We start from the raw sequence: 24,327 nt of genomic DNA on the forward strand, positions 1-24,327 counted from the left end.
TGGAACGGCTCGGGCAGGCGCATGGCCGGTTGGGATGCGCCCTGGATCGCCCCGGAGTCGGAAACATGCCGGGGTGCGGGGACGCCGGCGGGCGGCCAGGAAGGCCGGACGGCGGCGGGTAGGCTGGTGCCACGCTCGCGCCAGCGCCGCAGCATACCTTGCCTGTGTGACTAAACCGCGTCAATACCATTCTCCCCGGTTGCCCGCGCGTGCAAATTCGGCCTGTCGCCTGGCCTGGTGGGCGCCGCCTAGCGCAGGTCCGGCAGCCGGTCCGCATCCTGGATCCAGACCACGCGGGTGGTGTTGGCCGTACCCAGCGGCTCGCCGCGGAAGACCAGCGACACCTGCAGCCGGGTGGCGCGCTCGTGCCGCACCAGTCCATAGACCAGGAAGTAGTGCGTGCGCACGTCGAGCAGGTTGCCGAGGTTGGCGGCATCCGCCTGCGGTGCCACCGCGGTCAGCTGGGTCTGCAGGTTGCCCAGGTTGTTGAAGTGGGCGCGGTCGCGCTGGCGCACCAGTTCGCGCGCGCGCTCCAGCGGCAGCTTGTTGATGACCGCGGCCAGCACCTCGGCCTCGGCGGTGTTGGCGTTGACCGGCGTGCGCTCGGGCAGCACGGTGACAAAGGGCTCCAGCACCGCCACCATCTCCGGCGTGTAGCCGGGCAGCGCCATCAGCCCCTGCACGCTGTCCAGCGGGCGCGGCGCCGGCTGCCCGCTGGCATTGCCGCCCTGCGCGGCCTGCAGCATGTAGCGCGCCGTGGTCTCGGCCAGCTCCGGGTTCAGGCCGACCGTCTGCAGCAGGCGGCGGTATGCGGCCAGCGCCGCCGGGTCGACCGAGGCCGCGCGGCCTGGCTGGCCGTCTGCGCCGCCAGTGGCGGTCCATATCACCAGGTTGGCCAGGTTCAGGCGCGCCTGCGCATCCAGGATGCGGCCCGACAGGAACGAGGTCTCGCCCGCGACGTCGGTGCGCAGTGCCGCGCCGAGGAAGTCCGACAGCCGTGTCTCGGCGATCGGCACCGCCCACGGCTCGCCCAGTTCGTCGACGTTGGTGCGGCGCTGGTCGTCGCGCAGGATCAGCCGCGCCCAGTCCACGGCGGCGCGCTCGATCCAGGTGGCCTGGGCCAGCAGCCGCTGGTTCTCGATGGCGCGGATCTGCACCTGCTGGCGCCACAGCATGCCGGACACCACCACCACGGCCAGCGTCACGATCAGCAGCGCGGTGACCACGGCCGCGCCGCGCGGGCGGCGGCGCAACTGCGCCAGGCGAGGCGGGCGGCTGGCTTGCCTCATAGCCCGGTCATGCAGATCTTCTGGAACTGCCGCGGCGCATCGCCGTCGCCCATGCGGGCGAAGATGGTCAGTTCCACCGCGCGCACCGCGGTGTTGGGCAGCGCGGCGCCGGGCGCGGAGGCGGCCACGGCGCTGGCGGCGTTGCCTGTGAACAGCACGTTGCGGATGCGCCCGCTGTCGGCCTGCCAGCCGGCGGGCTCCACCCATGCGCGCGTGCTGATGCCGTCCACGTCGGCCAGCACGCGCCGCACCTGCGCGGTGTTGCTGCCGCCCTGGCGCAGCGCCAGCAGGGCCGACTGCAGGCCGGCGCGGCTGTTCACCGGCGGCGCGGCCACGCGCACCAGGGTATTGCCGTCGAGCTGGTACGACAGCGCCTGCCAGGTCGGCGGCTGGCCTTCGTCGCGGCGGTCGCGCACCAGCAGCAGCCGGTTCTGGCCGATCTCGACCGGGCTGGCCTGCAGCAGCGTGGGGTTGGCCAGGTGCTCGCAATCGGCCTGGAGCTGGCCGTAGAGCACCTTCAGTGCGTCCAGGCGCGCATCGTGGTCGGTGAGGCGCTCGCGGCTGCGCGTCAGGCTGTCCAGCGCGCGCCAGCCGATCACCGCCATCACCGCCAGCAGCGTGATGGCGACCAGCATCTCCAGCAGCGTGAAGCCGCCGGGCTGGCGCTGGCGGCGGCGCTCAGAGCACGTTGCGGGTTTCATTGGGGACTATGGTGACCAGCCATGCCAGGCGTACGGACTTGTCCGTGGCGGACGGGTAGACCGCGATCTCGACGCGGCGGAAAACGGGATTGGGCGTGCCCGAGACGGCTTGCTCGCAATACAGCGGCGTGCCGCCCTGCGGGCAGGCATAGCCGCTGACGCCGGGCTCGGGCCAGGTCTTGGCCAGGCGCAGCGCGGCCAGGTGGTTCTCGGCGCTCCACTCGGCCAGCATGCGCGCCTGCAGCGACGCGCTGGCATCGACCATCGAGCCCATCGCGCGCATCGCCGCGGTCAGCGCGACCGCCAGGATGGTCAGCGCCACCAGCACTTCGATCAGCGTGAAGCCGGCGTGGCGCCCGCGCCGGGCCGGCCGGGGCAAAGCGCGAGGGCAGGGTTTCATGGCGTGCTGGCGAAATAGCGGCCGCTGCCGTCGCCGGCAATGTCCACGCGGATATCGCCGCGCACCAGGATCAGCCGCTGCGGGGCATCGATCAGCTCGCGCCCGAAGATCAGCCGGGGCGGGCTGCTGGTGCCGGTGCTGCGGCCCCCTTCGGCGACGATGACCTGGTCCAGCGCCAGGCGCCAGTGGCCCGGGGCAAACACGTCGGTACGCATGGGGATCCAGCCGTTGGGGGTCGATTCCAGGAAGCGCCAGCCGCTGGCATCGCCCTCCCAGGCGAGCGGGCGGGCGCCAAGCTGCGCCTCCTCCTGCGCCAGCTCGAACAGCCGCGCGATGCGCTGGCCGTCGTCGAGCACGCGGCTCCGTTCATTGGGCGAGGCGTTGACCGCCACCAGCGAGATCACGATGCCGGCGATCACCATGACCACCAGCAGCTCGAGCAGCGTAAAGCCGCGGCGCCGGGGGCCGGGCGCGCGGCGGCGCGGCGCCGTGGTCATGGTTGCAGGGGGCGGCGGCGGGGCTGGGCTTATTCCCAGTTGCCGATGTCGGCGTCGTTGCCGTTGCCGCCGGCCTGGCCGTCGGCGCCGAAGCTGAACACGTCGATCTCGCCGCGCACGCCCGGGTTCAGGTACTGGTACGGATGGCCCCAGGGATCCTTGGGCAGCTTTTCCAGGTAGCCGCCGCCCTTCCAGTTGTTGGGCACGGGCTCGGTGGTGGGCTTGGCCACCAGCGCGGCCAGGCCCTGCTCGGTGGTGGGGTAGCGGCTGTTGTCCAGGCGATACAGCTTGAGCGCCTGCATGACCGACGAGATGTCCTGGCGCGCGGCCACGATGCGGGCCTCGTCCGGACGGCTCATGATCTTGGGCACCACCAGCGCCGCCAGCACGCCAAGGATCACGATCACGACCATGATCTCGATCAGGGTGAAGCCGCGCGCACGGCGGGCACGCACGGAACGGGCGGGGCTGGCAATCTGGGGAGTGAATCTGCGCATCGTCGGTGGACCTCTTGGCTTGAATGGCTGGGCCCGCACCGGTGAGGGGGCGTCGGGCCGGGTTCGCCAGTCAGTATAACCGGCGCCACATGACTGTTTTATGGGCGGCCCCTTCGGCACCTCGGCAAAGTCTGATCCGGATCACAGTTACTAAGAACTGGCATCCGGCAGTCAAATAACTTGCACCCTGGATGCATCTTTTTTAAGATGGCGTCACGATGCAACTGACCCGCTTTTCCGACTATGCGTTGCGCCTGCTGATGTACGTCGCCCGTGGCGACGGCAGCCGGCCGATCACCATTGCCGAGGTGGGGCAGCAGTTCGGCATCTCGCACAACCACCTCGTCAAGGTGGCGGCGCGGCTGTCGAAGCTGGGCTGGATCAGTGCCACGCGCGGCCGCCACGGCGGCCTGCAACTGGGCCCCGGCGCCGAGCGGCTGACCATCGGCACCATCCTGCGCGAGCTGGAAGGGCACAAGGCGGTGATCGACTGCGACAACCCGCCCTGTGCGCTGAACGGCAACTGCCGCCTGAAGCGCGCGCTGGACGTGGCCGAGCAGGCTTTCTACCTTGCCCTGGACGACGTCACGCTGGCCGATGTCACCGGCAGCCAGACGGCCGAGTCGATCATCCGCCTGCATCGCGATTTCCTGAACCGGCGTTCGGCCTGAGCGGATCCTGTCCGTGCGGGCCGGCGAGAGCCGGTTTTATTTTGAGCAAAAACATGCATTTAATTTGCATGATTTAAAACGGAGTGTTTCCTGATGCTGTCCGCCGCTTCCCGCCCCTATATCGATGCAAGCGTCCCCGTGCTGCGCGAGCACGGCCTGGCCATCACCACGCATTTCTACCGCGAGATGTTCGCGGACCGGCCCGAGCTGACGCAGATGTTCAACATGGGCAACCAGGCCAACGGCAGCCAGCAGCAGTCGCTGGCTTCGGCCGTGTTCGCCTATGCGGCCAATATCGATAACGCGGCGGCGCTGGGGCCGGTGCTCGAGCGCATCGTCCACAAGCATGCGGCCGTGGGCCTGACGCCTTCGCACTACCCGATCGTCGGCCGCCACCTGCTGGGCGCCATCTCCGCGGTGCTGGGCGAGGCCGCCACGCCGCCGCTGCTGGCCGCCTGGGACGAGGCCTACTGGTTGCTGGCCGGCGAGCTGATCGCCGCCGAGGCGCGCCTGTACCAGCGCACCGGCGTGGCCGCCGGCGAGCTGACGCCGGTGCGCGTGGTGCGGCGCGAGGCGCAGGGCGACCAGGTGGTGGCGCTGACGCTGGCTGCCGCTGACGGCCAGCCGCTGCGTGCGTTCCGCCCAGGCCAGTACATCAGCGTCGAGGCGCACCTGGACGACGGCCAGCGCCAGCTGCGCCAGTATTCGCTGTCTGCCGAAAGCGGGCTGCCGACCTGGCGCATCTCGGTCAAGCGCGAGGCCGGCGACCGCGCCACCCCGGCCGGCGCGGTGTCCAACTGGCTGCACGCCAATGCCCAGGAGGGCACTGAACTCAAGGTGAGCGCGCCGTTCGGCGAGTTCACGCCGGCGCTGGACGGCCGCCGTCCGCTGGTGCTGCTGTCGGCCGGCATCGGCATCACGCCGATGCTGTCAGTGTTGCGCACGCTGGCCGCGCAAGGCTCGCAGCGCCAGGTGCTGTTTGCCCATGCCGCGCGCGACGGCCGCCACCACGCCCATCGCGCCGACCTGCAATGGGCGCGCGAGCGCCTGCCGCAGCTGGCCACGCACATCAGCTATGAAACCCCGCAAGCGGGCGACGTCGCCGGTCGCGACTACGACCACGCCGGCACCATGCCGGTGGCCGAACTGCTGCGCCAGCCTGACCTGCAGCGCTTTGTCGACGGCAGCTTCTACCTGTGCGGACCGCTCGGCTTCATGCAGGCGCAGCGCCATGCGCTGGTCAGCGCAGGCGTGCCGGTGGCGCATATCGAGCGCGAGGTGTTCGGGCCGGACCTGCTCGACGACCTGCTCTAAGGGTCGGCGGCGCGGCACCGGCACGGCAGACAGTGTCATGGGGCTCTGGTACGCTTGGCGCGTCTGCGCTCACGCGTCATTGCCCGCCTTGTGGGTATCCAGGGTCCCGATCCCATGCAACTGTCCCTCCGGCCTTCGCTCCGCTTCGATGCCTCCGCGCCCTGGCTGCCGCGCCTGGCCAGCCTGGTGCTGTTTATCGCGCTGTGTGCGCTCGCCACCTACTGGGTGCTGACCTTCAGCGCGATGCGTACCATCCCGGTGCCGCAGAGCGCGCGCGTGGCCCAGACCGAGGCGGTCGAGACCGGCGCGGTCGCGACGCTGTTCGGCGGCTCGGCGCAGGGCGGCCCGCGCGACGTGCAGCTGATCGGCGTGGTGGCCGAGGTGGATGGCGGCGCGGGCGCGGCAATCGTGTCGATCGATGGCGGCCCGCCCAAGGCGGTGCGCGCCGGCGCCGAGCTGTCGCCGCAGATCCGGCTGGCGGAGATCCGCCAGCGTGCGGTGGTGATCGAGCGCAGCGGCGTGCGCCAGGAAATCGTGCTGCCGCTGCAGGCCGGTGCCACGCGCGGCGCACCGGCAGCGGCCGGTGCCTTGCCCACGCCGCCCGCCGGCGCCGCGGCACCGATGGCAACGCCGATGCCGCCCCCGGCACCGGTGGTGAGCCAGCCCGCCGCACCGGCCCAGCAGCCGCAAGGCCAGGCGCCAGCGCAGCAGGCCCAGCCCGCCCAACCGCAGCCGCAACCGGTCGATCCGCGCCAGTACCAGCCGGCGATGGCGCCGCAGGCGGCCGGCGAAGGCCAGCTGGCGCCGAAGGACTGATTCCGGGCGCGAAATATTCGCGCTTGCTTGCGTTCCCTTACGGCGCGCGGGCCTTTCTGTGAGCCCGGTAACATCGTATTAAAAGCGCCAACTTCCCCGCATCGTCTGCGTTCTAATCCGTACATGCCAAACGTGATGAAAAGGAGCAAGACATGCAACGCAATCACAAGCCGCAGATCCTGAAGCAGTTCCTGGCCGCATCGGCCGCCCTCCTGGTCGCCGGTGGCGCATTTGCCCAGGCCAGCGCCCCGGCACCATCCGCTGCGCCAGCCGGCAAGCCCGGCATGGGTCACCACCAGCACCACGGTGGCGGCATGTGGATGAAGGCAATCGATACCGACGGCGATGGCGCGATCTCCAAGGCGGAAGCCGACGCCTGGTTCAACAAGCTCGACACCAACCGCGACGGCAAGATCGACAAGGCCGAGATGGACGCGCACCGCAAGGCCACCATGGCCGAGCGCCATGCGCGCATGCAGGCAGCGTTCGACGAGAAGTTCAAGGCTGCCGACAAGAACGGCGACGGCGCGCTGACCAAGGCTGAGGCCAACGCCGGCCTGCCGCGCCTGGCCAAGCGCTTCGACCAGCTCGACGCCAACCGCGACGGCAAGCTGACCCGCGACGAAATCCGCGCCGGCATGGAAAAGATGCACCGCGACCATTCGCACCGCGGCGACCGCGGCCCGCGTGGCCAGGCGGCACCGGGCAGCCAGCCGGCGCCCGCGGCACCGGGCGCCCCGTCCACCAGCGGCGGCTGACCGGCCCAGGCAGGGCCGCGCCAGCGGACCTTGCCAGGCCTCACCAAGCGCGCGAGCCTTAGGGTTCGCGCGCTTTTTCTTTGCCTGTTCGCCTTGTGCGTGCACTGGGAAGAATCTGACCTCGCCCGCAAACGCCCGTAGAATGCCGCTTCCCTGTTTGCCGGGCTTGGCACCATCCTTGCCTGCTTCCGGCCGGCGGAGCGCGCGGCCGCGATTTGCGGTGGCGCCACCCCACAGGTCTGCCCAGCCCGACCGGCTGCCGCGCGAGTGACCGATAAGGCTACCGGCTCATCAGAATCGGCCCTGAATCGGACGTAATTTCACAAAAAATTGCGTACTTGTGCACGGCTTGCTAAATTTGCGCAAAAAAATTGCCAATAAACATATTGCGGAGCAACAATATCGTGAGCAAGGTGGAGTTGGACAAGATCGACCGGAAGATCCTGGAAGTGCTGCAGACCAACGGCCGGTTGACCAACCTGGAGGTGGCCGAGCGCGTCAACCTGTCGCCCAGCCCCTGCCTGCGCCGCATCCGGCGGCTGGAGGAGATCGGCGTGATCCGGCAGTACGCGGCGCTGCTGGAGCCCAACAAGATCGGACTTGGCCTGCTGGCCTATATCAATGTCCGGCTGGAAAAGCATGGCGGCGCGCCCAAGGGCAAGGCTCCGCTGGACCTGTTCCGCGCCTCGATCGCGGTCTGGCCGGAGGTGGCCGCGTGCCACGCCATGACCGGCGAGATGGACCTGCTGCTCAAGGTCTACGTGGAAGACATGGAACACTTCGCGCGCTTCATGCAGGAGCAGTTGCTGGCGCACCCGTCGGTGATCGACGTGCGCTCCAGCTTTGCGCTGGAAAGCATCAAGGACACCACGGCGCTGCCGGTGGGCGGCGCGGCTTGATACGGCGAACCTGAGGCCGCAAACAAGAACGGCGCATCGTTGCGATGCGCCGTTGGCGTGGAACCCGCATTGAGCGGGCCCGGGGGAGTTCAGCGGACTCAGGCAGTGTGCTTCTGCGGCACCATGGTGCGCCAGAAGCGCAGCCCGAAGCGGCGCGCGTCACGCAGGTTGCGGCGCACCGCGTAGTCCAGGTCGGCGAGCTGCTCGTCCAGCGCTTCGGTCAGGCGGCTGGCGGTGTCGGCCGGCGGCAGTTCCAGGTAGGCATCGGCCTCGCCGTAGGCGTACTGGACCTTCATGCCGGCCTTCTTGGCAATGTGCATCATCGCCGCGTTGCGCGACAGGCAGTGCATGTACAGCGTGCGCACATTGGTATTGCGGCCGTGGATCGCGGCACGCTCGAACAGCGCGCTGCCGATGCCGCGCCCGCGGGCGCTGCCCGACACCGACACGCCGAACTCCGCCACGCGGCCCTGGGCGTTGTCGCGCAGGTTGGCGAAGTGGCCCACGCCGATCAGTTCGAGCTTGTCGTCGTAGACGCCGAACACGCTGTCATGGTCGAAGTCGATGCTGTCGACATAGGCTTCGATCACGTGGTCGCCCACGGACTGGCCAAAACGGAGCAGGCGATCCTCCTCGCCCAGGGCGAGGAAATGCTTCAGCAGGCGCGAGCGGTGGTGGGCCGCCAGCTCGCGCACCAGTACGGTGGCGCGGTGGGTGGCCTGTGCGGCTTCGGCTGCCTTGCGCAGATCTTCGTCGGTCAGTGCGCCGACGGCCTTGCTCAGTTCGAGCGGATTCACGTTATTTCCTTCCAGGTGCAATCACAGATAAACATAGCACTGCGTTGGTGTTTTTCCAGGCACTTTTCCCTGCTTCGGTGCAGGATTCGGGGAAACACCATCTTGATGCGGAGCCAAAAGTATTGTAGTGGAATTGTCAGTTCGGCGTAAGCTTCCCGCGTCGCAGCAAGCCGCCGTCTCACCACAGCATCAATAAAAATCGAATAAAATCAAAAGCTTGAGAAAATGTGATGAATTGTTGCGTGGTGCCAGATGTGGATTTGGTGCAACGCCGCAATCCCGCGTTCTCCCGCATCTCCGTCTGACTTCCCCTTGCCCAGCCGATCGCCTTTGATGACCGAGCCCCCAATCGTTGTGATCTACGCGCACCCCACGCCCAGCCGTTCGCGCGTCAACCGTCCGCTGGCCGATGCCTTGGCCGCGCTGCCGCAGGTACAGGTACGCGATCTCTACCGCAGCTATGTCGACTATGACATCGATGTCGTCGCCGAGCAGCGCGTGCTGTCGGTCTCCGACACCATCGTGCTGCAGTTCCCGGTGCGCTGGTACAGCGTGCCGGCGCTGCTCAAGCTGTGGCTCGACGAGGTGCTGGAGCCAGGCTGGGCCTATGGCCCCGGCGGCACTGCGCTGCGTGGCAAGTCCTTGCTGGCGGTGGTAAGCACCGGCGGCACCGCCGATTCCTACGGGCCGGACGGCACCCATGGCCACCCGATCGGGGACTTCCTGCTGCCGCTGGAACAGACCGCCTTGCTGTGCGGCATGAGCTGGCTCCCGCCGGTGGTGCTGCACGACGCCAACAATGCCGATGCCCAGGCGCTGGCCGAGCATATCGCCCACGTCTGCGGGCGGCTGGGCACCGGCGCCGCGCCGGCGGGGGGACAGGCATGAACCAGCACGACTTCCTGATTGCGCTGCTGGTGTTCCTGGTGGCGGCGGTGGTGGCGGTGCCGCTGGCGCGGCGCAGTGGCCTGGGCGCGGTGCTGGGCTACCTGCTGGCGGGGGCGGCGATCGGGCCGTTTGCGTTGCGCCTGGTGACCAATGTCGAATCGATCCTGCATTTCTCCGAGTTCGGCGTGGTGCTGATGATGTTCGTCATCGGCCTGGAGCTGGAGCCGCGCAAGCTGTGGGCGCTGCGGCGGAGCATCTTTGGCTACGGCGGCGCGCAGCTGGCTGCGTGCGCGCTGGTGATCGGCGCGGTCGCGGCGCTGGCGGGCGCGCCGTGGCAGGTGGCGCTGGTGGCGGGCCTGGGACTGGCGTTGTCGTCCACCGCGATCGCGCTGGCGACACTGACCGAGCGCAACCTGTTCGGCACGCCGGCGGGGGCCGCCAGCTTCGGCATCCTGCTGTTCCAGGACATCGCCGCGATCCCGATGATCGCGCTGTTGCCGCTGCTGGCCACGCAGGGCGCCGCAGGCGCGGGTCCGGGCGCGGCCGGCTGGCTGGCGGCGGGCAAGGCGGTGGCGGTGATCGGTGCGGTGGTGGTCGGCGGCCGCTACCTGGTGCGCCCGGCGCTGCGCTTTATCGCCCGCACCGACATGCGCGAGATGTTCACGGCGTTTGCGCTGCTGCTGGTGGTGGGCATTGCGTTGATGATGGACGCGGTGGGCTTGTCGATGGCGCTGGGCACCTTCGTGGCTGGCGTGCTGCTGGCCGATTCGGAATACCGCCATGCGCTCGAGGCCGACCTGGAGCCATTCAAGGGCCTGCTGCTGGGCCTGTTCTTCATGGCTGTCGGCATGTCGATCGACTTTGCCGTGCTGGCACACTCGCCCTGGCTGGTGCTGGGTCTGGTGGCCGCCTTCGTGGTTGCCAAGACCGCGGTGCTGGCGCTGCTGGCGCGGTATTTTGCCATCGCCCGCGGGCAGCGGCTGCTGTTTGCGCTGCTGATCTCGCAGGGCGGTGAGTTCGCTTTCGTGGTGTTCGGCGTGGCCGGCACCGCCGGCCTGCTGCCGCGCGAGACCGAGGCCCTGCTGGTGCTGGTGGTGGCGCTGTCGATGGTGGCCACGCCCTTGCTGCTGCTGGCCTATGACCGGCTGGTGGCGCCGCGCCTGGGCAGCGGCAAGGCCCGCCCGGACGAGGCCATCACGCCGCAGCGCAATCCGGTGCTGATCGCCGGTTTCGGGCGCTTCGGCCAGATCGTCGGCCGCCTGCTGTACACCCAGGGCGTGGGCGTGACGGTGCTGGACCACGACCCCGACCAGATCGAGTTCCTGCGCCAGTACGGCTTCAAGGTCCTCTATGGCGACGCCACCCGGCTGGACCTGCTGGAGGCCGCGGGCATTGCCGACGCGCGCATCCTGGTGGTGGCGATCGACGGCATGGACGAAAGCCTGGAACTGATCGACCGCGTGCGCCAGCGCTTTCCCGAACTGCAGATCTACGCCCGGGCGCGCCATGTGTCACATGTCTACCAGCTCAAGGACCGCGGCGTGCACCTGTTCGAGCGCGAGATGTTCGAGGGCTCGCTGATGCTGGGCCGCCGCGTGCTGGAGGGGCTGGGTTTCGATCCGGCCGAGGCCCGCAACGTGGCACTGCGTTTCCGGCGCCACAACATCCAGGCGATCGACCGCTTCTATCCGCACTACACCGACCAGAAGAAGCTGGTCTCGCTGGCGCGTCAGGCGCGCGACGAACTGGAAGAGATGTTCCGCCAGGACCGCGAGCAGCGGCGCCAGCGCGAAGAGGCCGAGTGGATGTGAGCGGCAGGGTGGCGGGCCAGCGCCGCGTCAGCGCGCGGCCGCGGCCCGGCCGGGCAGGCCGCCTTCGAGCAGGTCGACCACCATCTCGGCAAACTCTGCATAGGACAACCGGCCGCCCGGCTTGAGCCAGGTGAAGGTCCAGTTGATCATGCCGAAGATGGTCATGGTCAGCGCGGTCTGGTTCTCGCGCGTGACGCGCTCCGGGTAGGCCCGGCGCAGCAGGCGCGAGAACGCCGCGACCACGTCGCGCTCGCGGCCCAGGATCAGGTCGCGCTGGGTCTCGGCCAGGAACTTGACGTCGTTGATCAGCGCGATATGGCGCGTCTGCGAGGTCTCGTACTCGGCCAGGAAGGCGCGGATCAGGTTGCCGAAGGCTTCCTTGTCGGTGCGCGCGTGGCGCTCGGCGTCGGCCTCCACTTCAGTGACGAGCAGCATCAGCCGGCGCGTGTAGCGGTCCAGCAGGTCGAACAGGATCGCTTCCTTGCTCTCGTAATAGTGGTACAGCCGCGCCTTGGAGGTGCCGCAGGCGGCGGCCAGGTCGGCCATCGAGGTGCTGGGGTAGCTGCTGTTGGCAAAGGCGGCGGCGGCCAGGTCCAGGATCTGCTCGCGCTGCGCCTCGAAATCGGGTGCCTTGGTACGGGCCATATTCTCGTTTATTCGCCGCCGGTGCCACCGCTGCCGAGATGGCGGCGCAGTTCGCAGGTATCGAGCGAGTCAGCATTGCCGCGCAGCACCAGCTGGCCCATGGCGATCAGCTCGCGGCAGCGCCAGAACACGAACCAGTCGCTGGCCAGCAGACCCTCGATCGCGCCCATCACGCTGCCCACCATCTGCGCCGCGGGCGTCCACTCGGACGGGGCGCGTTCCATGATGATCTCGTCGATGGTGTGGTAGGCCGCCGGCACCAGCGTGTTGCCCTTCCAGAGCCGCACGTCGGCGTTTTCCTTGACGTTCTGCTGCCACTCGTAGCCGAGGCGGCCCAGGCGCAGCACCGAGACCGGGGCGATGGTGGAAAAGCGCCGCGCCAGCCGCGCGGGCGTGTACATGCCGATCGCCGCCAGGTTGCCCTGCGCGGGCATTTCCAGCTCGCGCAGGTCCATGGCGACTTCATTGATCCGCTGCGGCGCCTGGTACAGGTGGAACACCACCCGGCGCAGCATCAGCTGGTCAGCCGCGCTCTGGCCGTGCCAGATGGCCACTTCCATGTTGTCCTGGCGCAGTCCCTGGAGCTGGTCCAGCGCCTGGCGCATCTCGGCGCCGAAATCGATGTCGGTATGCGGGGCGACCCGCTGCCAGAAGCCGGAGCGGATCAGGCCGGTGCTGTCGATGTCGGCCAGCGGGCCTACCGCCAGGTCGTCGCGCAGCACCACGACAGGGTCCGGCCGCGCAGCCTGGGCCAGGGCCTGGCGCAGGGTCGTGCCTGCTACATCACCGTTGACGACGTGGATATATTGCATGGCCGTGATTGTATATGGGTGGACGGTTCGCTGGCACCGCCGCGGCGGCGGTGCGACAGGCGCGATCGCCGCCCGCCCGGTCACTGTCCTGCAAGCATCGCGCCAGCCCGAAGCCGCCTGCCGCCATTGTAGTCACGGCCGGTGCTGGCCAATGTCGGCAATTGTCTGAATACACACGCCCCGGCGTGCCCGGATCAGCGTTCGTCGTAGCTGACCACCACCCGCGGCGTCAGCGCCCGCGCCTGGCAGGTGAGCACGAAGCCCTTTTCCATCTCCCACGGCTCGAGCGTGTAGTTCTTTTCCATGTCCACCTGGCCCTCCAGCACCTTGGCGCGGCAGGTGCAACAGACGCCGCTCTTGCAGGCAAAAGGCAGGTCCAGGCCGGCGGCCAGCGCGGTGTCCAGCACGGCGTCTTCCAGCGGCAGGCGCATGCTGTGCTGCTTGCCGTCGAGCACCACCACCAGCTCGGCGGTGCCGGCATGGTCGGCGTGCGCCGGGGCCGGCTTGCGCCTGGCCTGGGCCAGCGGCACACCGAAGCGCTCGGCGTGGATGCGGTGCGGGTCGACGCCCGCGTCGCGCAGCGCCGCCTCGGACTCGTCGATCATCGAGGCCGGCCCGCAGACAAAGGCCGCGTCGATGTCTTCCACGGGGATCAGGGTCTGCAGGAAGGCGGTCACGCGGGCATGGTCGAGCCGGCCATGCAGCAGGTCCACCTCCTGCGGCTGGCGCGACAGCACGTGGTAGAGCGTGAAACGCGCCAGGTACTGGTTCTTCAGGTCTTCCAGCGCCTCGGAGAAGATGATGCTGTCGACGTTGCGGTTGCCATAGACCAGCGTGAAGCGGCTGTGCGGCTCGGCCTGCAGCGTGGTGCGGATCAGCGACAGCACCGGCGTGATGCCGCTGCCGGCGGCAAAAGCCACGTAGTGGCGCGCGGCGCCGGCATCGAGCGGCACGTGAAAGCGACCGTCGGGGGTCATCACGTCGATCACCTGGCCCGGGGCGATGGAATCATGCAGGTGCGTGGAAAAGAGTCCGTCCTCGACCAGCTTGACCGCCACGCGCAGCTCGCCGTGCGCGTCGTAGTCCTGCACGGCCGAGCAGATCGAGTAGGAGCGGCGCAGGTCCTTGCCTTCGACCGGCGCCTTCAGCGTCAGGAACTGGCCCTGGGTGAAGCGGTAGGCGTCGCGCAGCGCGTCCGGCACCTCGAAGGCGATCGAAATCGTGTCGGCGGTCTCGGGGCGCACCTGCGCCACGCGCAGCGGATGGAACTGTGGAGTCATGGCAGCCTGGCTTCGGCCCGGCGGGGCTCAGTAAGGTTTGAAATAGTCGAACGGCTCGCGGCAGTCCAGGCACCGGTACAGCGCCTTGCAGGCGGTCGAGGCAAAGCGCGAGATTTCCTGCGTATGCATGCTGCCGCAGCGCGGGCAGGCCACGGCATCGGGCGCGCCCGCGCGGGCGGCGCGAGGCACAAAGCGCAGCGGCTGCGCCGCGGCCGGCGTGCCGCACTGGCCCGGCGGTGCTATGCCGAAGGCGCGCAGGCGCTCGCGCGCGGCCGGGGTGATCCAGTCGGTGGTCCAGGCCGGCGCCAGCACGGTGCGGATGCGCCACGGCGCCAGCCCGGCGCCGTCCAGCGCCCGGCCGATGTCCTCGGCGATCTGCGACATCGCCGGGCAGCCGGAATAGGTGGGCGTGATGACGATCTCAAGCGCGCCGTCGGCGGCGGTCAGAACATCTCGCAGGATGCCCAGGTCGCGGATCGATACCACCGGGATCTCCGGGTCCGGCACCGCCCCCAGCGCCGCCCATGCACGCGCGATGCGGCCGTCGGTGGCGCGGTCGTTGCGCAGGGGGAGGGCGGCGATGTTCATGTTGGTCAACCCTTTGCGCCGAAGCGGGCGCTTACCATTGCGCGCCCGGATGGGCCCGCGCCAGCCCCTGCATCTCGCCCAGCAGGTAGCTCATGTGTTCGGAGTGCACGCCGTGCTTGCCGGTCGAGACAAAGCTCGTGGCCTGGGGCAAGTCCAGCGTGGCGGCCTGCAGCGTCTCGGCGACGGTGGCGTCCCAGGCCGGGCGCAGCGTGGCCGTGACCACGCCGATGCCCTGCGTGGCGGCCTCGGTTTCGACCGCGTCCTCGGCAAAGCACTCGTTCATATAGGGCAGAAGGTGCTCCAGCGCGCGCTGCATGCGCGCGTGCGATGCCTCGGTGCCGTCGCCCAGGCGCACTACCCAGCCAGCCGCGTGGTGCAGGTGGTAGCGCGCTTCCTTGACCGACTTGGCGGCGATCGCGGCCAGCTGGTCGTCGCGGCTGGCCAGTAATGCTTCCCACAGCTCGACCATCAGCGCGCTGTACAGGAAGTTGCGCATGATGGTGACGGCGTAGTCGCGCTCGGCTGCGGCGTTGCCGGCCAGCGGGCCGCGGTGCGGCAGCTCCAGCAGCGTCCAGTTGCGGAAGTCGCGCTCGGCACGCCAGTAGGTGTAGTCGTCCTCATGGCGGGGCAGGCCGGTCAGCTCGCCTTCCAGTTCGCCGGCGCGGCCGTACAGCAGCCGTGCCTGGCCGATCAGGTCCAGGCTGATGTTGGCCAGCGCGATGTCTTCTTCCAGCACCGGGCCGTGGCCACACCATTCGGCGTTGCGCTGGCCCAGGACCAGGGCGTTGTCGGCCAGGCGCAGCACGTAGCGCAAGCCCGCAGTGCGTGCCGGCGGCAGGTGGTCGAGCGAGGCGGGCGCGGTCGGCTGTGGGGACGCAGTCATGGTGCGGGCCTTACATGTGGTTGACTTCGTCGGGCAGCTGGTAGAACGTCGGGTGCCGGTAGATCTTGTCGGCCATCGGGTCGAACAGCTCCGGCTTTTCCTCGGGCACGCTCGCGGTGATGGACGCTGACGGCACCACCCAGATCGACACGCCTTCCTGGCGCCGCGTATAGACGTCGCGCGCCATGTGCAGCGCCTGCTGCGCGTCGGCGGCATGCAGGCTGCCGCAATGCTTGTGTTCCAGGCCTTGCTTGCTGCGTACGAACACTTCCCACAGCGGCCATTCCTTGCGTTGCATCGTTTGTCTCCGTCCTCGGGCGTGTTGTCAGGCCGCGGCGCGGCTGGCGCGGGCTTCGCGTTCGGCCACCTTGGCGGCGTGCGCCAGCGCGGCCTCGCGCACCCAGGCGCCGTCCTCGTGCGCTTTCACGCGGGTGGCCAGGCGCTCCTTGTTGCAGGGGCCGTCGCCGTTGATCACACGCCAGAACTCATCCCAGTCCAGCGGGCTGTAGTCATAGTGGGCGCGCTCGGCATTCCATTGCAGGCCGGGGTCGGGCAGGGTCACGCCCAGCACGCGGGCCTGCTCGACCGTGGCATCGACAAACTTCTGGCGCAGGTCGTCGTTGGAGATGCGTTTGATGCCCCAGGCCATGGTCTGGGCGCTGTTGGTCGAGGCCGCGTCGGGCGGGCCGAACATCATCAGCACCGGGAACCACCAGCGGTCGACCGCGTCCTGCACCATCTCGCGCTGGGCCTCGGTGCCGCGCATCATCGCCAGCAGCGCGTCGAAGCCCTGGCGCTGGTGGAACGACTCTTCCTTGCAGATGCGGATCATGGCGCGCGCATACGGGCCGTACGAGCAGCGGCACAGCGGGATCTGGTTCATGATCGCCGCGCCGTCGACCAGCCAGCCGATCACGCCCACGTCGGCCCAGGTCAGCGTCGGGTAGTTGAAGATCGACGAATACTTGGCCTTGCCGCTGTGCAGCGCGTCGACCAGGTCATCGCGCGAGGCGTCGAGCGTCTCGGCGGCGGAATACAGGTAGAGCCCATGGCCGCCTTCATCCTGCACCTTGGCCAGCAGGATGGCCTTGCGCTTGAGCGACGGGGCCCGGCTGATCCAGTTGCCCTCCGGCAGCATGCCGACGATCTCCGAGTGCGCATGCTGCGAGATCTGGCGCACCAGGGTCTTGCGGTAGGCCTGCGGCATCCAGTCCTGCGGCTCGATCTTGCCGTCGGCGGCCATGCAGGCGTCGAACGCGGCCTGGCGGCCGGCTTCGTCCTGGGGCGCGCTGGCCGGTGCCGTATCGGCGTGCTGGCCGGGCAGGTCAAGACTCTGCGTGTACATGGTGTCTCCTCTGACGGGATGCCGCCCGGATCGCGGGCAGTGCTGGCCCTATTATATATATGCCGACCGGTCGGTCAATTTAAGGGAAGGCCCGCTACCGTGGCCGTGGCTTGATCCCGCTCGCCTCGTGGCGGCTGCCGCACGTGTAGTATCGAAGTCAGGCGGCGTTACCGCCGCCATCCCTTTCCAACGGAGGCAATTCCTATGACTAGCGCGGCATACAGCAAGATCGTGGTGGCGGTGGACGGCAGCAGCACGTCCGACCTGGCGCTGGGCGAAGCCATACGCGTGGCGGCTCCGGGCGGCGCCACCGTGCTGGCGCTCTATGTCGTGGACACCGGCACGCCCATGTTCGATGCCGGGTACTACGATCCGAGCCAGCTGCAGAAGGCGTTTGAGGAAAGCGGGCAGCGCGCGCTGCAGGCCGCCTCGCAGCGGCTGGCCGCGGCCGGCGTGGCGCATGAAACCCGGCTGGTGACCGAAGCGCCGGTGCCAGGCGACATGGGGGCCTCGATCAACGAGGCCGCGCGCCAATGGGGCGCCGACCTGCTGGTGATCGGCACGCACGGACGCCGCGGCGTGCGCCGTCTGGTGCTGGGCAGCGTGGCCGAGGCGGTGATACGCCAGTCCACCATGCCGGTGCTGCTGGTGCGCGGCGAGGCGAAGGCTGACTGAACGGCCGAATGAAATCGTGCCCCCCATCGGGGACGCCAGGGCAGCCGACGGGACTCAGCCGGCGAAGCGGAAATGGCCGCTGCGCAGCACGATCTCGCGCGCCTCGGTCAGCTCGAACATGCTTTCGGCCAGGCGCTCGATGCGCTGGCGGTTGCTGGTGAAGGCTGCGACCAGGTCTTCCTCGCGCGGCGAACGCGCGCCGAAATGGGCCTCGAGGGCCTCGGCGGTGACGGAATACAGGGTGGGACTGCCGTTGACCGTGGCGGGGCAGGACAGCGTGAGGCTGGCTGCGCAGTAGGTCGGGAGGCTGCGAGGGAACGTGATGTCGGACATGGCGTGCCTCGTGCTGGCGGCGAGCGTATTAGATCAATATAGGCCATTGCCGCGTTCCGTAAAGCCCGGCCGGTACGCTGGCCGGGCCGGCAAGCTTCTTTCTTGATGCCTCTCAGCCGCTGTGCGCCCGCCGGCGCACCGGCGGCTTGCGCGCGGCCGCGCCCAGCGTGCGCAGGTCCGCCACCGCGGCATGGGCGGCGGCGATATGCGCGGCGGCGTAGTCGGCCTGTTCCGCCAGGAAGGCGTCGAGCGCGCCAGCGGGTGGCAGCGCGGGCCGCTCGGTGTCGCCGGCAGCGTCTGCCAGGCCCGGCCGCATCGCCAGCTCGGCCAGTTGGGCTTCCAGCTGCGTCAGGAGTGCGCGCACTTCAGCCCCGGCGGGAAGCGTGAAAACGCCCGACTCCACCCCGGCTCGCACCACGCCGGCCAGCGCGGCCATGCGGCGTGCGCTCGCATGCACGCGCTGGTAGGCCCCGGTATAGCCCGGCGCCAGCGCGCCGGCGGTCTGTGCCAGCGTGAGTTCGGCGCGGGTGGAAGCCCGTCCGGCGGCAATGCGCAAGGCTTCCAGCCGCGGCACGGCAGGCGGCGTCGCGGCCTCAGCCACGCGGCTGGCCGCGAAGGCGGCTCGCAGGTAGACCGCGTTGACCGCCACCGCGTCGACGGCATGGCGGAACACGCGCGACATCTCCACGCGCGGTGCCAGCACATAGTACGTGGCCAGCGCGATCAGGCAGCCCAGCGCGGTATCGATGCCGCGCAGCGCGGCAAAGTGGCTGCTGTCGAGGGCCGGCGCGCCCACCCATGAGAACAGGATCACGGCCGGCGTCAGGCAGAACGCGAACGCCCCGGGCTGCCCGGCAAGGCGGCTGGCATAGGCCCCGGCCAGGAAGGCCGCGCTGATGCCCAGCGCCACCACCGGCGCCGGATGGAGCAGGCCGATGACACAGGCGCACAATGCGCCAGCCAGCGAGCCCGCAAAGCGTTTCACGGAAACCTGCCGGGTAGTCTGCAACTGGGGGCTGAGCACCATGATCACGGTCACCGCCACCCAATAGCCATGGTCCAGCCGCCACCACTGCGCCGGCAGCAGGCTGAGGCTGCCGGCCAGCGCCAGGCGCAGGGCGTGGCGCGTGGCCAGCGCATCGCCTGCGGCGTGGTCGGCCAGCCCGCGCAGCATCTGGGCCAGCCCGTGCCCGATGCCGCGCCGCGGCCAGCGGAAGCTTGCGCGCCATCGGTCGAAATCCGGATGGCGCGCCAGGGCGGATAGTGCCGACTGGTAGGGGGGCGGGGCGCTGGCATTGGCCACGGGCGCGGTCAGGCGCCGCAGTTCGTGGCGCAGCGCCGCGCTCAATGCCGGCAGGTCGGGCGCGTGCCGCGCCAGGGCCTGGCCAACTTGCTCGCGGGCGTCGGCGATGCAGCGTGCGATATGACGCAACGGCGGCTGCATCGGCAAGCCATGGGCGGTGCCGGCGCGCTCGCGCAGCTCGCCCGCGACGATCAGCAGCGCAAACAGGGCGTCGGCAACACCCACGGCATAGCCATAGTGCAGGAGCGTGCTGGGGTCGCGCAGGCTGCGTCGGGCCTCGATGGCCCCGCGCGCAGCCTCGATGCGGTTGCGGATGTCCTGCTTGCAGGTGGCGAGGTCATTGCCGTGGCGGGTGTCGGCGAGTGCCGTGGCGAGCCGGACCAGCGCGTCGTATGCGGCCACGATCTCGGTGCGTGGCCGGTCGTCGCGGGTCGACGGGATCAATGCCAGGCAAGCCAGGCACGCGAACACGCCGCCGCGCAGGAAGTCGAGCCCGCTTTGCAGGGCCTGCACGGCGAGCTCAGGCCCGGCCGCAGGCTGCAGGCACGCGGCCACCAGCACGACATAGAGCAGCTTGGCCGCCAGCGCACTGGCCGGGCCGCGCGTCTCCGCCAGGCCTGCGGCAAGCCCTCCTGCCATCACGACCAGTACGGCCAGCCAGGGCGAAGGCGCGACGGCCGCGCCCAGCGCGCTGGCTACCGCCCCGCCAATGCCGACCGCTCCCAGGCTGGATAGCCGTGCCGACGCCGTGCCTTGCCGGTCCGCCAGGCAGGTCCAGATCGAGGCCGTTGCCGACCACAGGTAGCCTGCATCCCCGGTCAGCCAGCCAATACCGGCAAGGGCCAGGAACGACAGTGCATAGATGATCCCGCGCCGGAGCAGGACGGGGTCAGGCCAGTAGCGGGCAAGGAGGGCGGAGGCGAACATGCGGGCCGGGATCCACGCGGGCCTGCCCGGTCGGGCGCCCGTCGTGAGACCACTCTACGATACCGTTTGCTGCGTTGCAACAAAACTGGCCTGTCGGCCACAGCATCAGGTCGCCGCACCAAGGTGGCGCGAGCAAGCCCCGTGGTGAGGATCCAAGCACGATTGCTGCGCCAGCAGGCGCAAACGTGCACAGGGGTTGTGACCGTTTCGGCGCGAAGGCGAAAAAAAACCCACGCAGGTTGTGCGTGGGTTGGAATCCACCGAGGTGGTGGAGGAGACAGACTCCAATATACATGATTTGTTGCGACGCACCAAGTGGCCATGTGTCAATGTCCGACATTGCGCACAATGGTGTTGTATCGATGCGACAAAATCCGGTTTCCAGCATCCATGTCCTAGCGGAACAGATATGCGGCACCTACGGCACACATGATCCCGGCAGCATCGGCCACCAGTGCACAACCCAGTGCGTGGCGCGTATTGCGCACATTGATGCTGCCGAAGTAGACCGCCAGTACATAGAAAGTGGTCTCGGTCGAGCCCTGGATGATCGCCGCCAGCCTTCCCTGGAACGAGTCCACGCCATAGGTCGTCATCACATCCACCATCAGCCCGCGCGCGCCGGCGCCGGACAGGATCTTCATCAGCCCGACCGGCAGCGCCGGCACGAAGTCCGTATTCATGCCCAGCTGGGCAAAGCCCAGCGTCAGCCAGCCCATCAGCACGTCCATGCAGCCGGTGGCCCGGAACAGGCCGATGGCTACGAGGATTGCCACCAGGTAGGGAATAATCTGCACGGCGACGCCAAAGCCTTCCTTGGCACCATCGATAAAGGCTTCATAGACATTGACCCGCCGCAGCGCGCCGCAGAGCAGGAACAGCGTGATCAGCGACAGGATGAAGCCGGCGCCGGCCAGTGCCGTCACGCTGCCGACCTGCCCCGGCGGCGCGTGCCGCAGCCAGGCGAACATCCCGCCCAGCAGCGCAGCGACCAGCCCGAACGCCACCAGCACGGCCGGGCGCAGCAGGTTCAGCCGCTGCACCCACGCCACCGCCAGCAGGCCGGCCAGGCATGAGCCGCCGGTGGCCAGCAGCGTCGGCAGGAAGATATCGGCCGCATTGAAACCCACCAGCCCTTGCTTGACCGCAATGGCCTGCCGGATCGCGATCACCGAGGTCGGGATCAGCGTCAGCCCGGCCGTATTCAGCACGATGAACATGATCTGCGCATCGGTGGCCACGTCTGGGCGCCGGTTCAGTGTCTGCAGCTCGCGCATGGCATTCAGGCCGAGCGGCGTGGCGGCATTGTCCAGCCCGAGCAGGTTGGCCGACACGTTCATCATCATCGCCCCCTGTGCCGGATGCCCCTGCGGCACGCCGGGGAAGAAATGGCGCAGCAGCGGGTTCACCAGCCGGGCAAAGGCATCGACCACGCCGGCGCGCTCGCCGATGCGCATGATGCCGAGCCACAGGCTCATCACCCCGGCCAGGCCGAGCGCGATCTCGAAGGCCGTGCGCGCGCTGTCGAACAGGCTCGCCAGCATCGCCGGGAACACGGTGAGATCGCCGCTGGCCAGGCGGACGCAGGCGGCGACAAAGGAAATCAGGAAGAAACCGAGCCAGACAACGTTCAGGGCCATCGGAATGCGGGAAGCGGGGAAATCAAAGCCGGGGAGATTCCCGGCACGGCGTGCAGCTCAGCCGATCACGGCCCCGCGTTCGGCCAGCAGCTCGCGCAGGATCGAGCGGTGGCAGTGCGCTTCGTTCTCGCAGTAGCAGCCTACCGAGAAATTGGTCTGGTGCGACAGCGCCGCCAGCAGGTCGAGCGTGCGGCTGGCGTCCGGCTCGGCCATTTCCTTGCGGAAGTGCCGCACGAACGCCCGCCATTGCTTGTCATCGGTGGCCTGCAGCGCCTGGGCCACCAGCTCGGGCGATGGCGACAGCACGGGATACCAGACATCGTAGAAATCGCGGCTGGCAAACTCGGATTTGGGCACGCCCCGCGGCGGCCGGCGCACAGTGCCGATGCGCAGGCCTTCATCGTCCGCGCGCGGCGTGCCCAGTCTTACGATTCGGATGGTCATGGGGGATCCCGCTCATGTCTGCCGACGCATGTGCGTCCGGCTAAAGTCCCAGATCATGAATCATGGTGTCGCGCATGACAAACTTCTGCACCTTGCCCGTCACAGTCATCGGCATTTCCGAGACAAAGCGGATATAGCGCGGAATCTTGTAGTGGGCGATCTGATCGCGGCAGAACTTCCGGATCTCTTCCTCGGTGGCGCTCTGGCCGGGTTTGAGCACGATCCAGGCGCAGACCTCCTCGCCGTACTTCTGGTCAGGCACACCAAAGACCTGCACCGCCTGCACCTTGGGATGGCGGAACAGGAATTCCTCGATCTCGCGCGGGTAGATGTTCTCGCCGCCGCGGATCAGCATGTCCTTGACCCGGCCGACGATGTTGCAGTAGCCCTCGTCGTCAATGGTGGCGAGGTCGCCGGTGTGCATCCAGCCGTCGCGGATGGCCTCGCGGGTGCGCTCGTCGTCTTCCCAGTAGCCTTGCATCACGGAATAGCCGCGGGTGCAAAGCTCGCCGGTGGCGCCGGTCGGCACGACCTCGCCGAGGGCGTCGACCACCTTGCATTCCAAGTGCGGCTGCACCCGGCCGACGGTGGCGACGCGCTTGTCCAGCGGATCGTCGGTGGCGCTCTGGAACGAGACCGGGCTGGTCTCGGTCATGCCATAGGCAATGGTGACCTCCGACATATGCATGTCCGCCACCACGCGTTTCATGACCTCGATCGGGCAGGGGGCGCCGGCCATGATGCCGGTGCGCAGGGTCGAGAAGTCGAAGCGGCTGAACTCCGGATGGTCCAGCTGGGCGATAAACATGGTCGGCACGCCATGCAGGGCGGTGCAGCGTTCCTCGCTGGCCGCCTGCATGGTCGCGAGCGGATCGAAGGCCTCGCCCGGGAACACCATGCAGGCGCCGACCGAGACGCAGGCCAGCACCGACAGCACCATGCCGAAGCAGTGATAGAGCGGCACCGGGATGCACAGTACGTCACTGTCGCCAAGTCGCATCGCTATGGCGACAAAGCGGCCGTTATTGACCACGTTGTGATGCGTCAGGGTGGCGCCCTTGGGGTTGCCGGTGGTGCCGCTGGTGAACTGGATATTGATGGCGTCGAGCGCGGAGAGCGTCGCGGTCACCGCGTCCAGGCGCACAGTATCGGGTTCGGCCAGCAGTGCATCGTAATTGAGCATGCCGGGCGTCGCCTCGCCTCCCATGCGGATCACCCACTGCAGCCGGGGCAGCCGGGCGGAGCGCAGCGCCCCCGGCTCGGCCTCGGCCAGTTCCGGCGCCAGCGCCTGGAGGGTGGCCAGGTAGTCGCTGGCCTTGAAACGCGCGGCCGTGATCAGCATGCGCACGCCGGCCTTGTTCAGCGCATATTCCAGCTCCGCTTGGCGGTAGGCCGGATTGATATTGACCAGGATGGCGCCGATACGAGCGGTGGCGAACTGGGTCACCAGCCACTCGGGCCGGTTCGGCGCCCAGATGCCGACCCGGTCGCCCGGCTGGATCCCGCGCCGGAGCAGGCCGCTGGCCAGGCGATCGACCTGGTCGCTGAACTCCACCCAGCTCCAGCGCACACCATGCTCGCGGAACACCACGGCCGGGGCGCCCGGGTTTGCGGCGACCGTGCGCGCCAGCAATGCCGGAATCGTCTCATCAGACAGGGGGATGTCGGTGCTGCCGGCGACCACGGAGAGGCCGGGCGTCACGGGTCGGGTCATCTTGTCTCCTTCAACTGCTCTGCTTGGCATTCGACGTCTATATATAAAGAGGACGTCTCGGGTTGGGCCAACGCCCACGGTCTCAGCTTAAGCCGAGGCGCCGCTGGATGCTGTCACCACCGCGACATTTGAGCCTCGTGCGCCGCTTTTACGGGGGGTTCGAATTATTTCGCGAAATCGCTTGCCAGTCGGTCCTGCGTCCCTTAATATTCGCCCCCTCGCAACACAACGCAGCGCTGCAAAGCAGACGCAGCAAGGGATGCGGGGTCGACCGGAAGGGTTGGCGCAGCGAAGTTTGCAGCGCTGACCGCAGCGAAAAAAGTTGCTGAAACGGTTGACGAAACGAAGAAAGCTCTGCATAATCTCGTTTCTCTGCTGCAGACAACGCAGCGGCGCTGAA

The 24,327-nt window shown here is 68.6% G+C and carries 27 protein-coding genes; 8 read left to right on the plus strand and 19 right to left on the minus strand.

The window, feature by feature from the left end:
* Positions 1–248: 248 nt before the first annotated feature.
* The 5 genes from gspK to gspG are packed head-to-tail and all read right to left on the minus strand — an operon-like array spanning position 249 to position 3,384.
* A complete protein-coding gene (gene gspK / locus AC3WRR_RS22445) occupies positions 249–1,289 on the minus strand; it encodes a type II secretion system minor pseudopilin GspK (RefSeq protein WP_454749980.1) in 1,041 nt (346 codons plus the stop codon).
* Positions 1,286–1,990 carry a PulJ/GspJ family protein gene (locus AC3WRR_RS22450; protein WP_011616179.1) on the minus strand — a complete coding sequence of 235 codons (705 nt, stop codon included), beginning with the start codon at positions 1,988–1,990 and terminating at the stop codon, positions 1,286–1,288. The genes gspK and AC3WRR_RS22450 overlap by 4 nt, the downstream gene beginning before the upstream one ends.
* Complete coding sequence (gene gspI / locus AC3WRR_RS22455) at positions 1,968–2,390, minus strand: type II secretion system minor pseudopilin GspI (RefSeq protein WP_011616178.1); 423 nt, start codon at positions 2,388–2,390, stop codon at positions 1,968–1,970. Before gspI ends, AC3WRR_RS22450 begins: the two co-directional genes overlap by 23 nt.
* Positions 2,387–2,887 carry a GspH/FimT family pseudopilin gene (locus AC3WRR_RS22460; RefSeq protein WP_010813454.1) on the minus strand — a complete coding sequence of 167 codons (501 nt, stop codon included), beginning with the start codon at positions 2,885–2,887 and terminating at the stop codon, positions 2,387–2,389. The genes gspI and AC3WRR_RS22460 overlap by 4 nt, the downstream gene beginning before the upstream one ends.
* Before the next feature lie 29 nt (positions 2,888–2,916).
* Positions 2,917–3,384 carry a type II secretion system major pseudopilin GspG gene (gspG, locus tag AC3WRR_RS22465; RefSeq protein WP_010813455.1) on the minus strand — a complete coding sequence of 156 codons (468 nt, stop codon included), beginning with the start codon at positions 3,382–3,384 and terminating at the stop codon, positions 2,917–2,919.
* Between the two features lie 218 nt (positions 3,385–3,602).
* Here gspG and AC3WRR_RS22470 point away from each other — a divergent pair, with 218 nt between their 5' ends.
* The 5 genes from AC3WRR_RS22470 to AC3WRR_RS22490 all read left to right on the plus strand — a co-directional run bounded on the left by AC3WRR_RS22470 (position 3,603) and on the right by AC3WRR_RS22490 (position 7,842).
* A complete protein-coding gene (locus tag AC3WRR_RS22470) occupies positions 3,603–4,055 on the plus strand; it encodes an RrF2 family transcriptional regulator (RefSeq protein WP_011616177.1) in 453 nt (150 codons plus the stop codon).
* 93 nt (positions 4,056–4,148) lie between these two features.
* Positions 4,149–5,369 (plus strand): globin domain-containing protein, encoded by a 1,221-nt coding sequence (locus tag AC3WRR_RS22475; protein WP_010813457.1) that lies wholly within the window; start codon positions 4,149–4,151, stop codon positions 5,367–5,369.
* 114 nt (positions 5,370–5,483) lie between these two features.
* Complete coding sequence (locus tag AC3WRR_RS22480) at positions 5,484–6,185, plus strand: type II secretion system protein N (RefSeq protein WP_010813458.1); 702 nt, start codon at positions 5,484–5,486, stop codon at positions 6,183–6,185.
* Positions 6,186–6,337: 152 nt separating this feature from the next.
* Positions 6,338–6,943, plus strand: a complete 606-nt coding sequence (locus AC3WRR_RS22485; protein WP_492298183.1) for an EF-hand domain-containing protein — start codon at positions 6,338–6,340, stop codon at positions 6,941–6,943.
* A 404-nt stretch (positions 6,944–7,347) separates the two neighbouring features.
* Entirely contained in the window at positions 7,348–7,842 is a 495-nt protein-coding gene (locus AC3WRR_RS22490; protein ID WP_010813460.1) for an Lrp/AsnC family transcriptional regulator, read from the plus strand.
* Positions 7,843–7,940: 98 nt separating this feature from the next.
* On the opposite strand, the gene AC3WRR_RS22495 is transcribed toward AC3WRR_RS22490, so the two are convergent.
* Positions 7,941–8,639, minus strand: coding sequence for a GNAT family N-acetyltransferase (locus AC3WRR_RS22495; RefSeq protein ID WP_010813461.1), 699 nt, complete (start codon positions 8,637–8,639; stop codon positions 7,941–7,943).
* Between the two features lie 333 nt (positions 8,640–8,972).
* On the opposite strand from AC3WRR_RS22495, the gene kefF reads away from it, so the two are divergent.
* Complete coding sequence (gene kefF / locus AC3WRR_RS22500; RefSeq protein ID WP_010813462.1) at positions 8,973–9,527, plus strand: glutathione-regulated potassium-efflux system oxidoreductase KefF; 555 nt, start codon at positions 8,973–8,975, stop codon at positions 9,525–9,527.
* The gene (gene kefC, locus AC3WRR_RS22505) at positions 9,524–11,338 is read left to right on the plus strand and encodes a glutathione-regulated potassium-efflux system protein KefC (RefSeq protein WP_492298184.1); all 1,815 of its coding nucleotides are present in this window, start codon (positions 9,524–9,526) and stop codon (positions 11,336–11,338) included. The genes kefF and kefC overlap by 4 nt, the downstream gene beginning before the upstream one ends.
* 27 nt (positions 11,339–11,365) lie before the next feature.
* Here the strand turns inward: kefC and AC3WRR_RS22510 are convergent, their stop codons facing one another.
* The 7 genes from AC3WRR_RS22510 to paaA all read right to left on the minus strand — a co-directional run bounded on the left by AC3WRR_RS22510 (position 11,366) and on the right by paaA (position 16,891).
* The gene (locus AC3WRR_RS22510) at positions 11,366–11,983 is read right to left on the minus strand and encodes a TetR/AcrR family transcriptional regulator (RefSeq protein WP_010813464.1); all 618 of its coding nucleotides are present in this window, start codon (positions 11,981–11,983) and stop codon (positions 11,366–11,368) included.
* Between the two features lie 8 nt (positions 11,984–11,991).
* The gene (locus AC3WRR_RS22515) at positions 11,992–12,795 is read right to left on the minus strand and encodes a DUF1835 domain-containing protein (protein WP_010813465.1); all 804 of its coding nucleotides are present in this window, start codon (positions 12,793–12,795) and stop codon (positions 11,992–11,994) included.
* A 194-nt stretch (positions 12,796–12,989) separates the two neighbouring features.
* Positions 12,990–14,075, minus strand: coding sequence for a 1,2-phenylacetyl-CoA epoxidase subunit PaaE (paaE, locus tag AC3WRR_RS22520; RefSeq protein ID WP_011616171.1), 1,086 nt, complete (start codon positions 14,073–14,075; stop codon positions 12,990–12,992).
* Positions 14,076–14,102: 27 nt separating this feature from the next.
* Positions 14,103–14,663: a 1,2-phenylacetyl-CoA epoxidase subunit PaaD gene (gene paaD, locus AC3WRR_RS22525; protein WP_011616170.1), complete on the minus strand. Its 561-nt coding sequence runs from the start codon at positions 14,661–14,663 to the stop codon at positions 14,103–14,105.
* A 31-nt stretch (positions 14,664–14,694) separates the two neighbouring features.
* The gene (gene paaC / locus AC3WRR_RS22530; protein WP_010813468.1) at positions 14,695–15,546 is read right to left on the minus strand and encodes a 1,2-phenylacetyl-CoA epoxidase subunit PaaC; all 852 of its coding nucleotides are present in this window, start codon (positions 15,544–15,546) and stop codon (positions 14,695–14,697) included.
* A gap of 10 nt (positions 15,547–15,556) precedes the next feature.
* Positions 15,557–15,844 (minus strand): 1,2-phenylacetyl-CoA epoxidase subunit PaaB, encoded by a 288-nt coding sequence (paaB, locus tag AC3WRR_RS22535; protein ID WP_010813469.1) that lies wholly within the window; start codon positions 15,842–15,844, stop codon positions 15,557–15,559.
* 27 nt (positions 15,845–15,871) lie between these two features.
* Positions 15,872–16,891 (minus strand): 1,2-phenylacetyl-CoA epoxidase subunit PaaA, encoded by a 1,020-nt coding sequence (paaA, locus tag AC3WRR_RS22540; protein ID WP_492298186.1) that lies wholly within the window; start codon positions 16,889–16,891, stop codon positions 15,872–15,874.
* A 204-nt stretch (positions 16,892–17,095) separates the two neighbouring features.
* On the opposite strand from paaA, the gene AC3WRR_RS22545 reads away from it, so the two are divergent.
* The gene (locus tag AC3WRR_RS22545) at positions 17,096–17,566 is read left to right on the plus strand and encodes a universal stress protein (protein WP_011616168.1); all 471 of its coding nucleotides are present in this window, start codon (positions 17,096–17,098) and stop codon (positions 17,564–17,566) included.
* A 54-nt stretch (positions 17,567–17,620) separates the two neighbouring features.
* On the opposite strand, the gene AC3WRR_RS22550 is transcribed toward AC3WRR_RS22545, so the two are convergent.
* The 6 genes from AC3WRR_RS22550 to AC3WRR_RS22575 form a co-directional block, all read right to left on the minus strand.
* The gene (locus tag AC3WRR_RS22550) at positions 17,621–17,899 is read right to left on the minus strand and encodes a DUF1488 family protein (RefSeq protein WP_010813472.1); all 279 of its coding nucleotides are present in this window, start codon (positions 17,897–17,899) and stop codon (positions 17,621–17,623) included.
* Between the two features lie 112 nt (positions 17,900–18,011).
* Entirely contained in the window at positions 18,012–20,129 is a 2,118-nt protein-coding gene (locus tag AC3WRR_RS22555; protein ID WP_492298188.1) for an FUSC family protein, read from the minus strand.
* Between the two features lie 395 nt (positions 20,130–20,524).
* Complete coding sequence (locus AC3WRR_RS22560) at positions 20,525–21,769, minus strand: nucleoside recognition domain-containing protein (protein WP_492298190.1); 1,245 nt, start codon at positions 21,767–21,769, stop codon at positions 20,525–20,527.
* 57 nt (positions 21,770–21,826) lie between these two features.
* Complete coding sequence (locus tag AC3WRR_RS22565) at positions 21,827–22,213, minus strand: DUF488 domain-containing protein (protein ID WP_010813475.1); 387 nt, start codon at positions 22,211–22,213, stop codon at positions 21,827–21,829.
* A 40-nt stretch (positions 22,214–22,253) separates the two neighbouring features.
* Positions 22,254–23,927: an AMP-binding protein gene (locus tag AC3WRR_RS22570; protein ID WP_492298192.1), complete on the minus strand. Its 1,674-nt coding sequence runs from the start codon at positions 23,925–23,927 to the stop codon at positions 22,254–22,256.
* Between the two features lie 148 nt (positions 23,928–24,075).
* The coding region (locus AC3WRR_RS22575) for a hypothetical protein (RefSeq protein WP_492298194.1) at positions 24,076–24,327 on the minus strand (252 nt) is incomplete at its 5' end.

It is taken from the genome of Cupriavidus sp. FW305-3-2-15-C-LB2, assembly GCF_058787575.1.

What these genes read in the sequence shown, in the direction of transcription:
- AC3WRR_RS22550 (WP_010813472.1), bottom strand. Translation starts at nt 17,899, where the DNA reads ATGTCCGACATCACGTTCCCTCGCAGCCTCCCGACCTACTGCGCAGCC.
- AC3WRR_RS22570 (WP_492298192.1), bottom strand. Translation starts at nt 23,927, where the DNA reads ATGACCCGACCCGTGACGCCCGGCCTCTCCGTGGTCGCCGGCAGCACC.
- kefC (WP_492298184.1), top strand. Translation starts at nt 9,524, where the DNA reads ATGAACCAGCACGACTTCCTGATTGCGCTGCTGGTGTTCCTGGTGGCG.
- gspG (WP_010813455.1), bottom strand. Translation starts at nt 3,384, where the DNA reads ATGCGCAGATTCACTCCCCAGATTGCCAGCCCCGCCCGTTCCGTGCGT.
- AC3WRR_RS22560 (WP_492298190.1), bottom strand. Translation starts at nt 21,769, where the DNA reads ATGGCCCTGAACGTTGTCTGGCTCGGTTTCTTCCTGATTTCCTTTGTC.
- AC3WRR_RS22485 (WP_492298183.1), top strand. Translation starts at nt 6,338, where the DNA reads ATGCAACGCAATCACAAGCCGCAGATCCTGAAGCAGTTCCTGGCCGCA.
- gspI (WP_011616178.1), bottom strand. Translation starts at nt 2,390, where the DNA reads ATGAAACCCTGCCCTCGCGCTTTGCCCCGGCCGGCCCGGCGCGGGCGC.
- AC3WRR_RS22555 (WP_492298188.1), bottom strand. Translation starts at nt 20,129, where the DNA reads ATGTTCGCCTCCGCCCTCCTTGCCCGCTACTGGCCTGACCCCGTCCTG.
- AC3WRR_RS22470 (WP_011616177.1), top strand. Translation starts at nt 3,603, where the DNA reads ATGCAACTGACCCGCTTTTCCGACTATGCGTTGCGCCTGCTGATGTAC.
- paaE (WP_011616171.1), bottom strand. Translation starts at nt 14,075, where the DNA reads ATGACTCCACAGTTCCATCCGCTGCGCGTGGCGCAGGTGCGCCCCGAG.
- paaC (WP_010813468.1), bottom strand. Translation starts at nt 15,546, where the DNA reads ATGACTGCGTCCCCACAGCCGACCGCGCCCGCCTCGCTCGACCACCTG.
- paaD (WP_011616170.1), bottom strand. Translation starts at nt 14,663, where the DNA reads ATGAACATCGCCGCCCTCCCCCTGCGCAACGACCGCGCCACCGACGGC.
- AC3WRR_RS22565 (WP_010813475.1), bottom strand. Translation starts at nt 22,213, where the DNA reads ATGACCATCCGAATCGTAAGACTGGGCACGCCGCGCGCGGACGATGAA.
- AC3WRR_RS22480 (WP_010813458.1), top strand. Translation starts at nt 5,484, where the DNA reads ATGCAACTGTCCCTCCGGCCTTCGCTCCGCTTCGATGCCTCCGCGCCC.
- kefF (WP_010813462.1), top strand. Translation starts at nt 8,973, where the DNA reads ATGACCGAGCCCCCAATCGTTGTGATCTACGCGCACCCCACGCCCAGC.
- AC3WRR_RS22475 (WP_010813457.1), top strand. Translation starts at nt 4,149, where the DNA reads ATGCTGTCCGCCGCTTCCCGCCCCTATATCGATGCAAGCGTCCCCGTG.
- gspK (WP_454749980.1), bottom strand. Translation starts at nt 1,289, where the DNA reads ATGAGGCAAGCCAGCCGCCCGCCTCGCCTGGCGCAGTTGCGCCGCCGC.
- AC3WRR_RS22510 (WP_010813464.1), bottom strand. Translation starts at nt 11,983, where the DNA reads ATGGCCCGTACCAAGGCACCCGATTTCGAGGCGCAGCGCGAGCAGATC.
- paaB (WP_010813469.1), bottom strand. Translation starts at nt 15,844, where the DNA reads ATGCAACGCAAGGAATGGCCGCTGTGGGAAGTGTTCGTACGCAGCAAG.
- AC3WRR_RS22450 (WP_011616179.1), bottom strand. Translation starts at nt 1,990, where the DNA reads ATGAAACCCGCAACGTGCTCTGAGCGCCGCCGCCAGCGCCAGCCCGGC.
- AC3WRR_RS22515 (WP_010813465.1), bottom strand. Translation starts at nt 12,795, where the DNA reads ATGCAATATATCCACGTCGTCAACGGTGATGTAGCAGGCACGACCCTG.
- AC3WRR_RS22545 (WP_011616168.1), top strand. Translation starts at nt 17,096, where the DNA reads ATGACTAGCGCGGCATACAGCAAGATCGTGGTGGCGGTGGACGGCAGC.
- AC3WRR_RS22460 (WP_010813454.1), bottom strand. Translation starts at nt 2,887, where the DNA reads ATGACCACGGCGCCGCGCCGCCGCGCGCCCGGCCCCCGGCGCCGCGGC.
- paaA (WP_492298186.1), bottom strand. Translation starts at nt 16,891, where the DNA reads ATGTACACGCAGAGTCTTGACCTGCCCGGCCAGCACGCCGATACGGCA.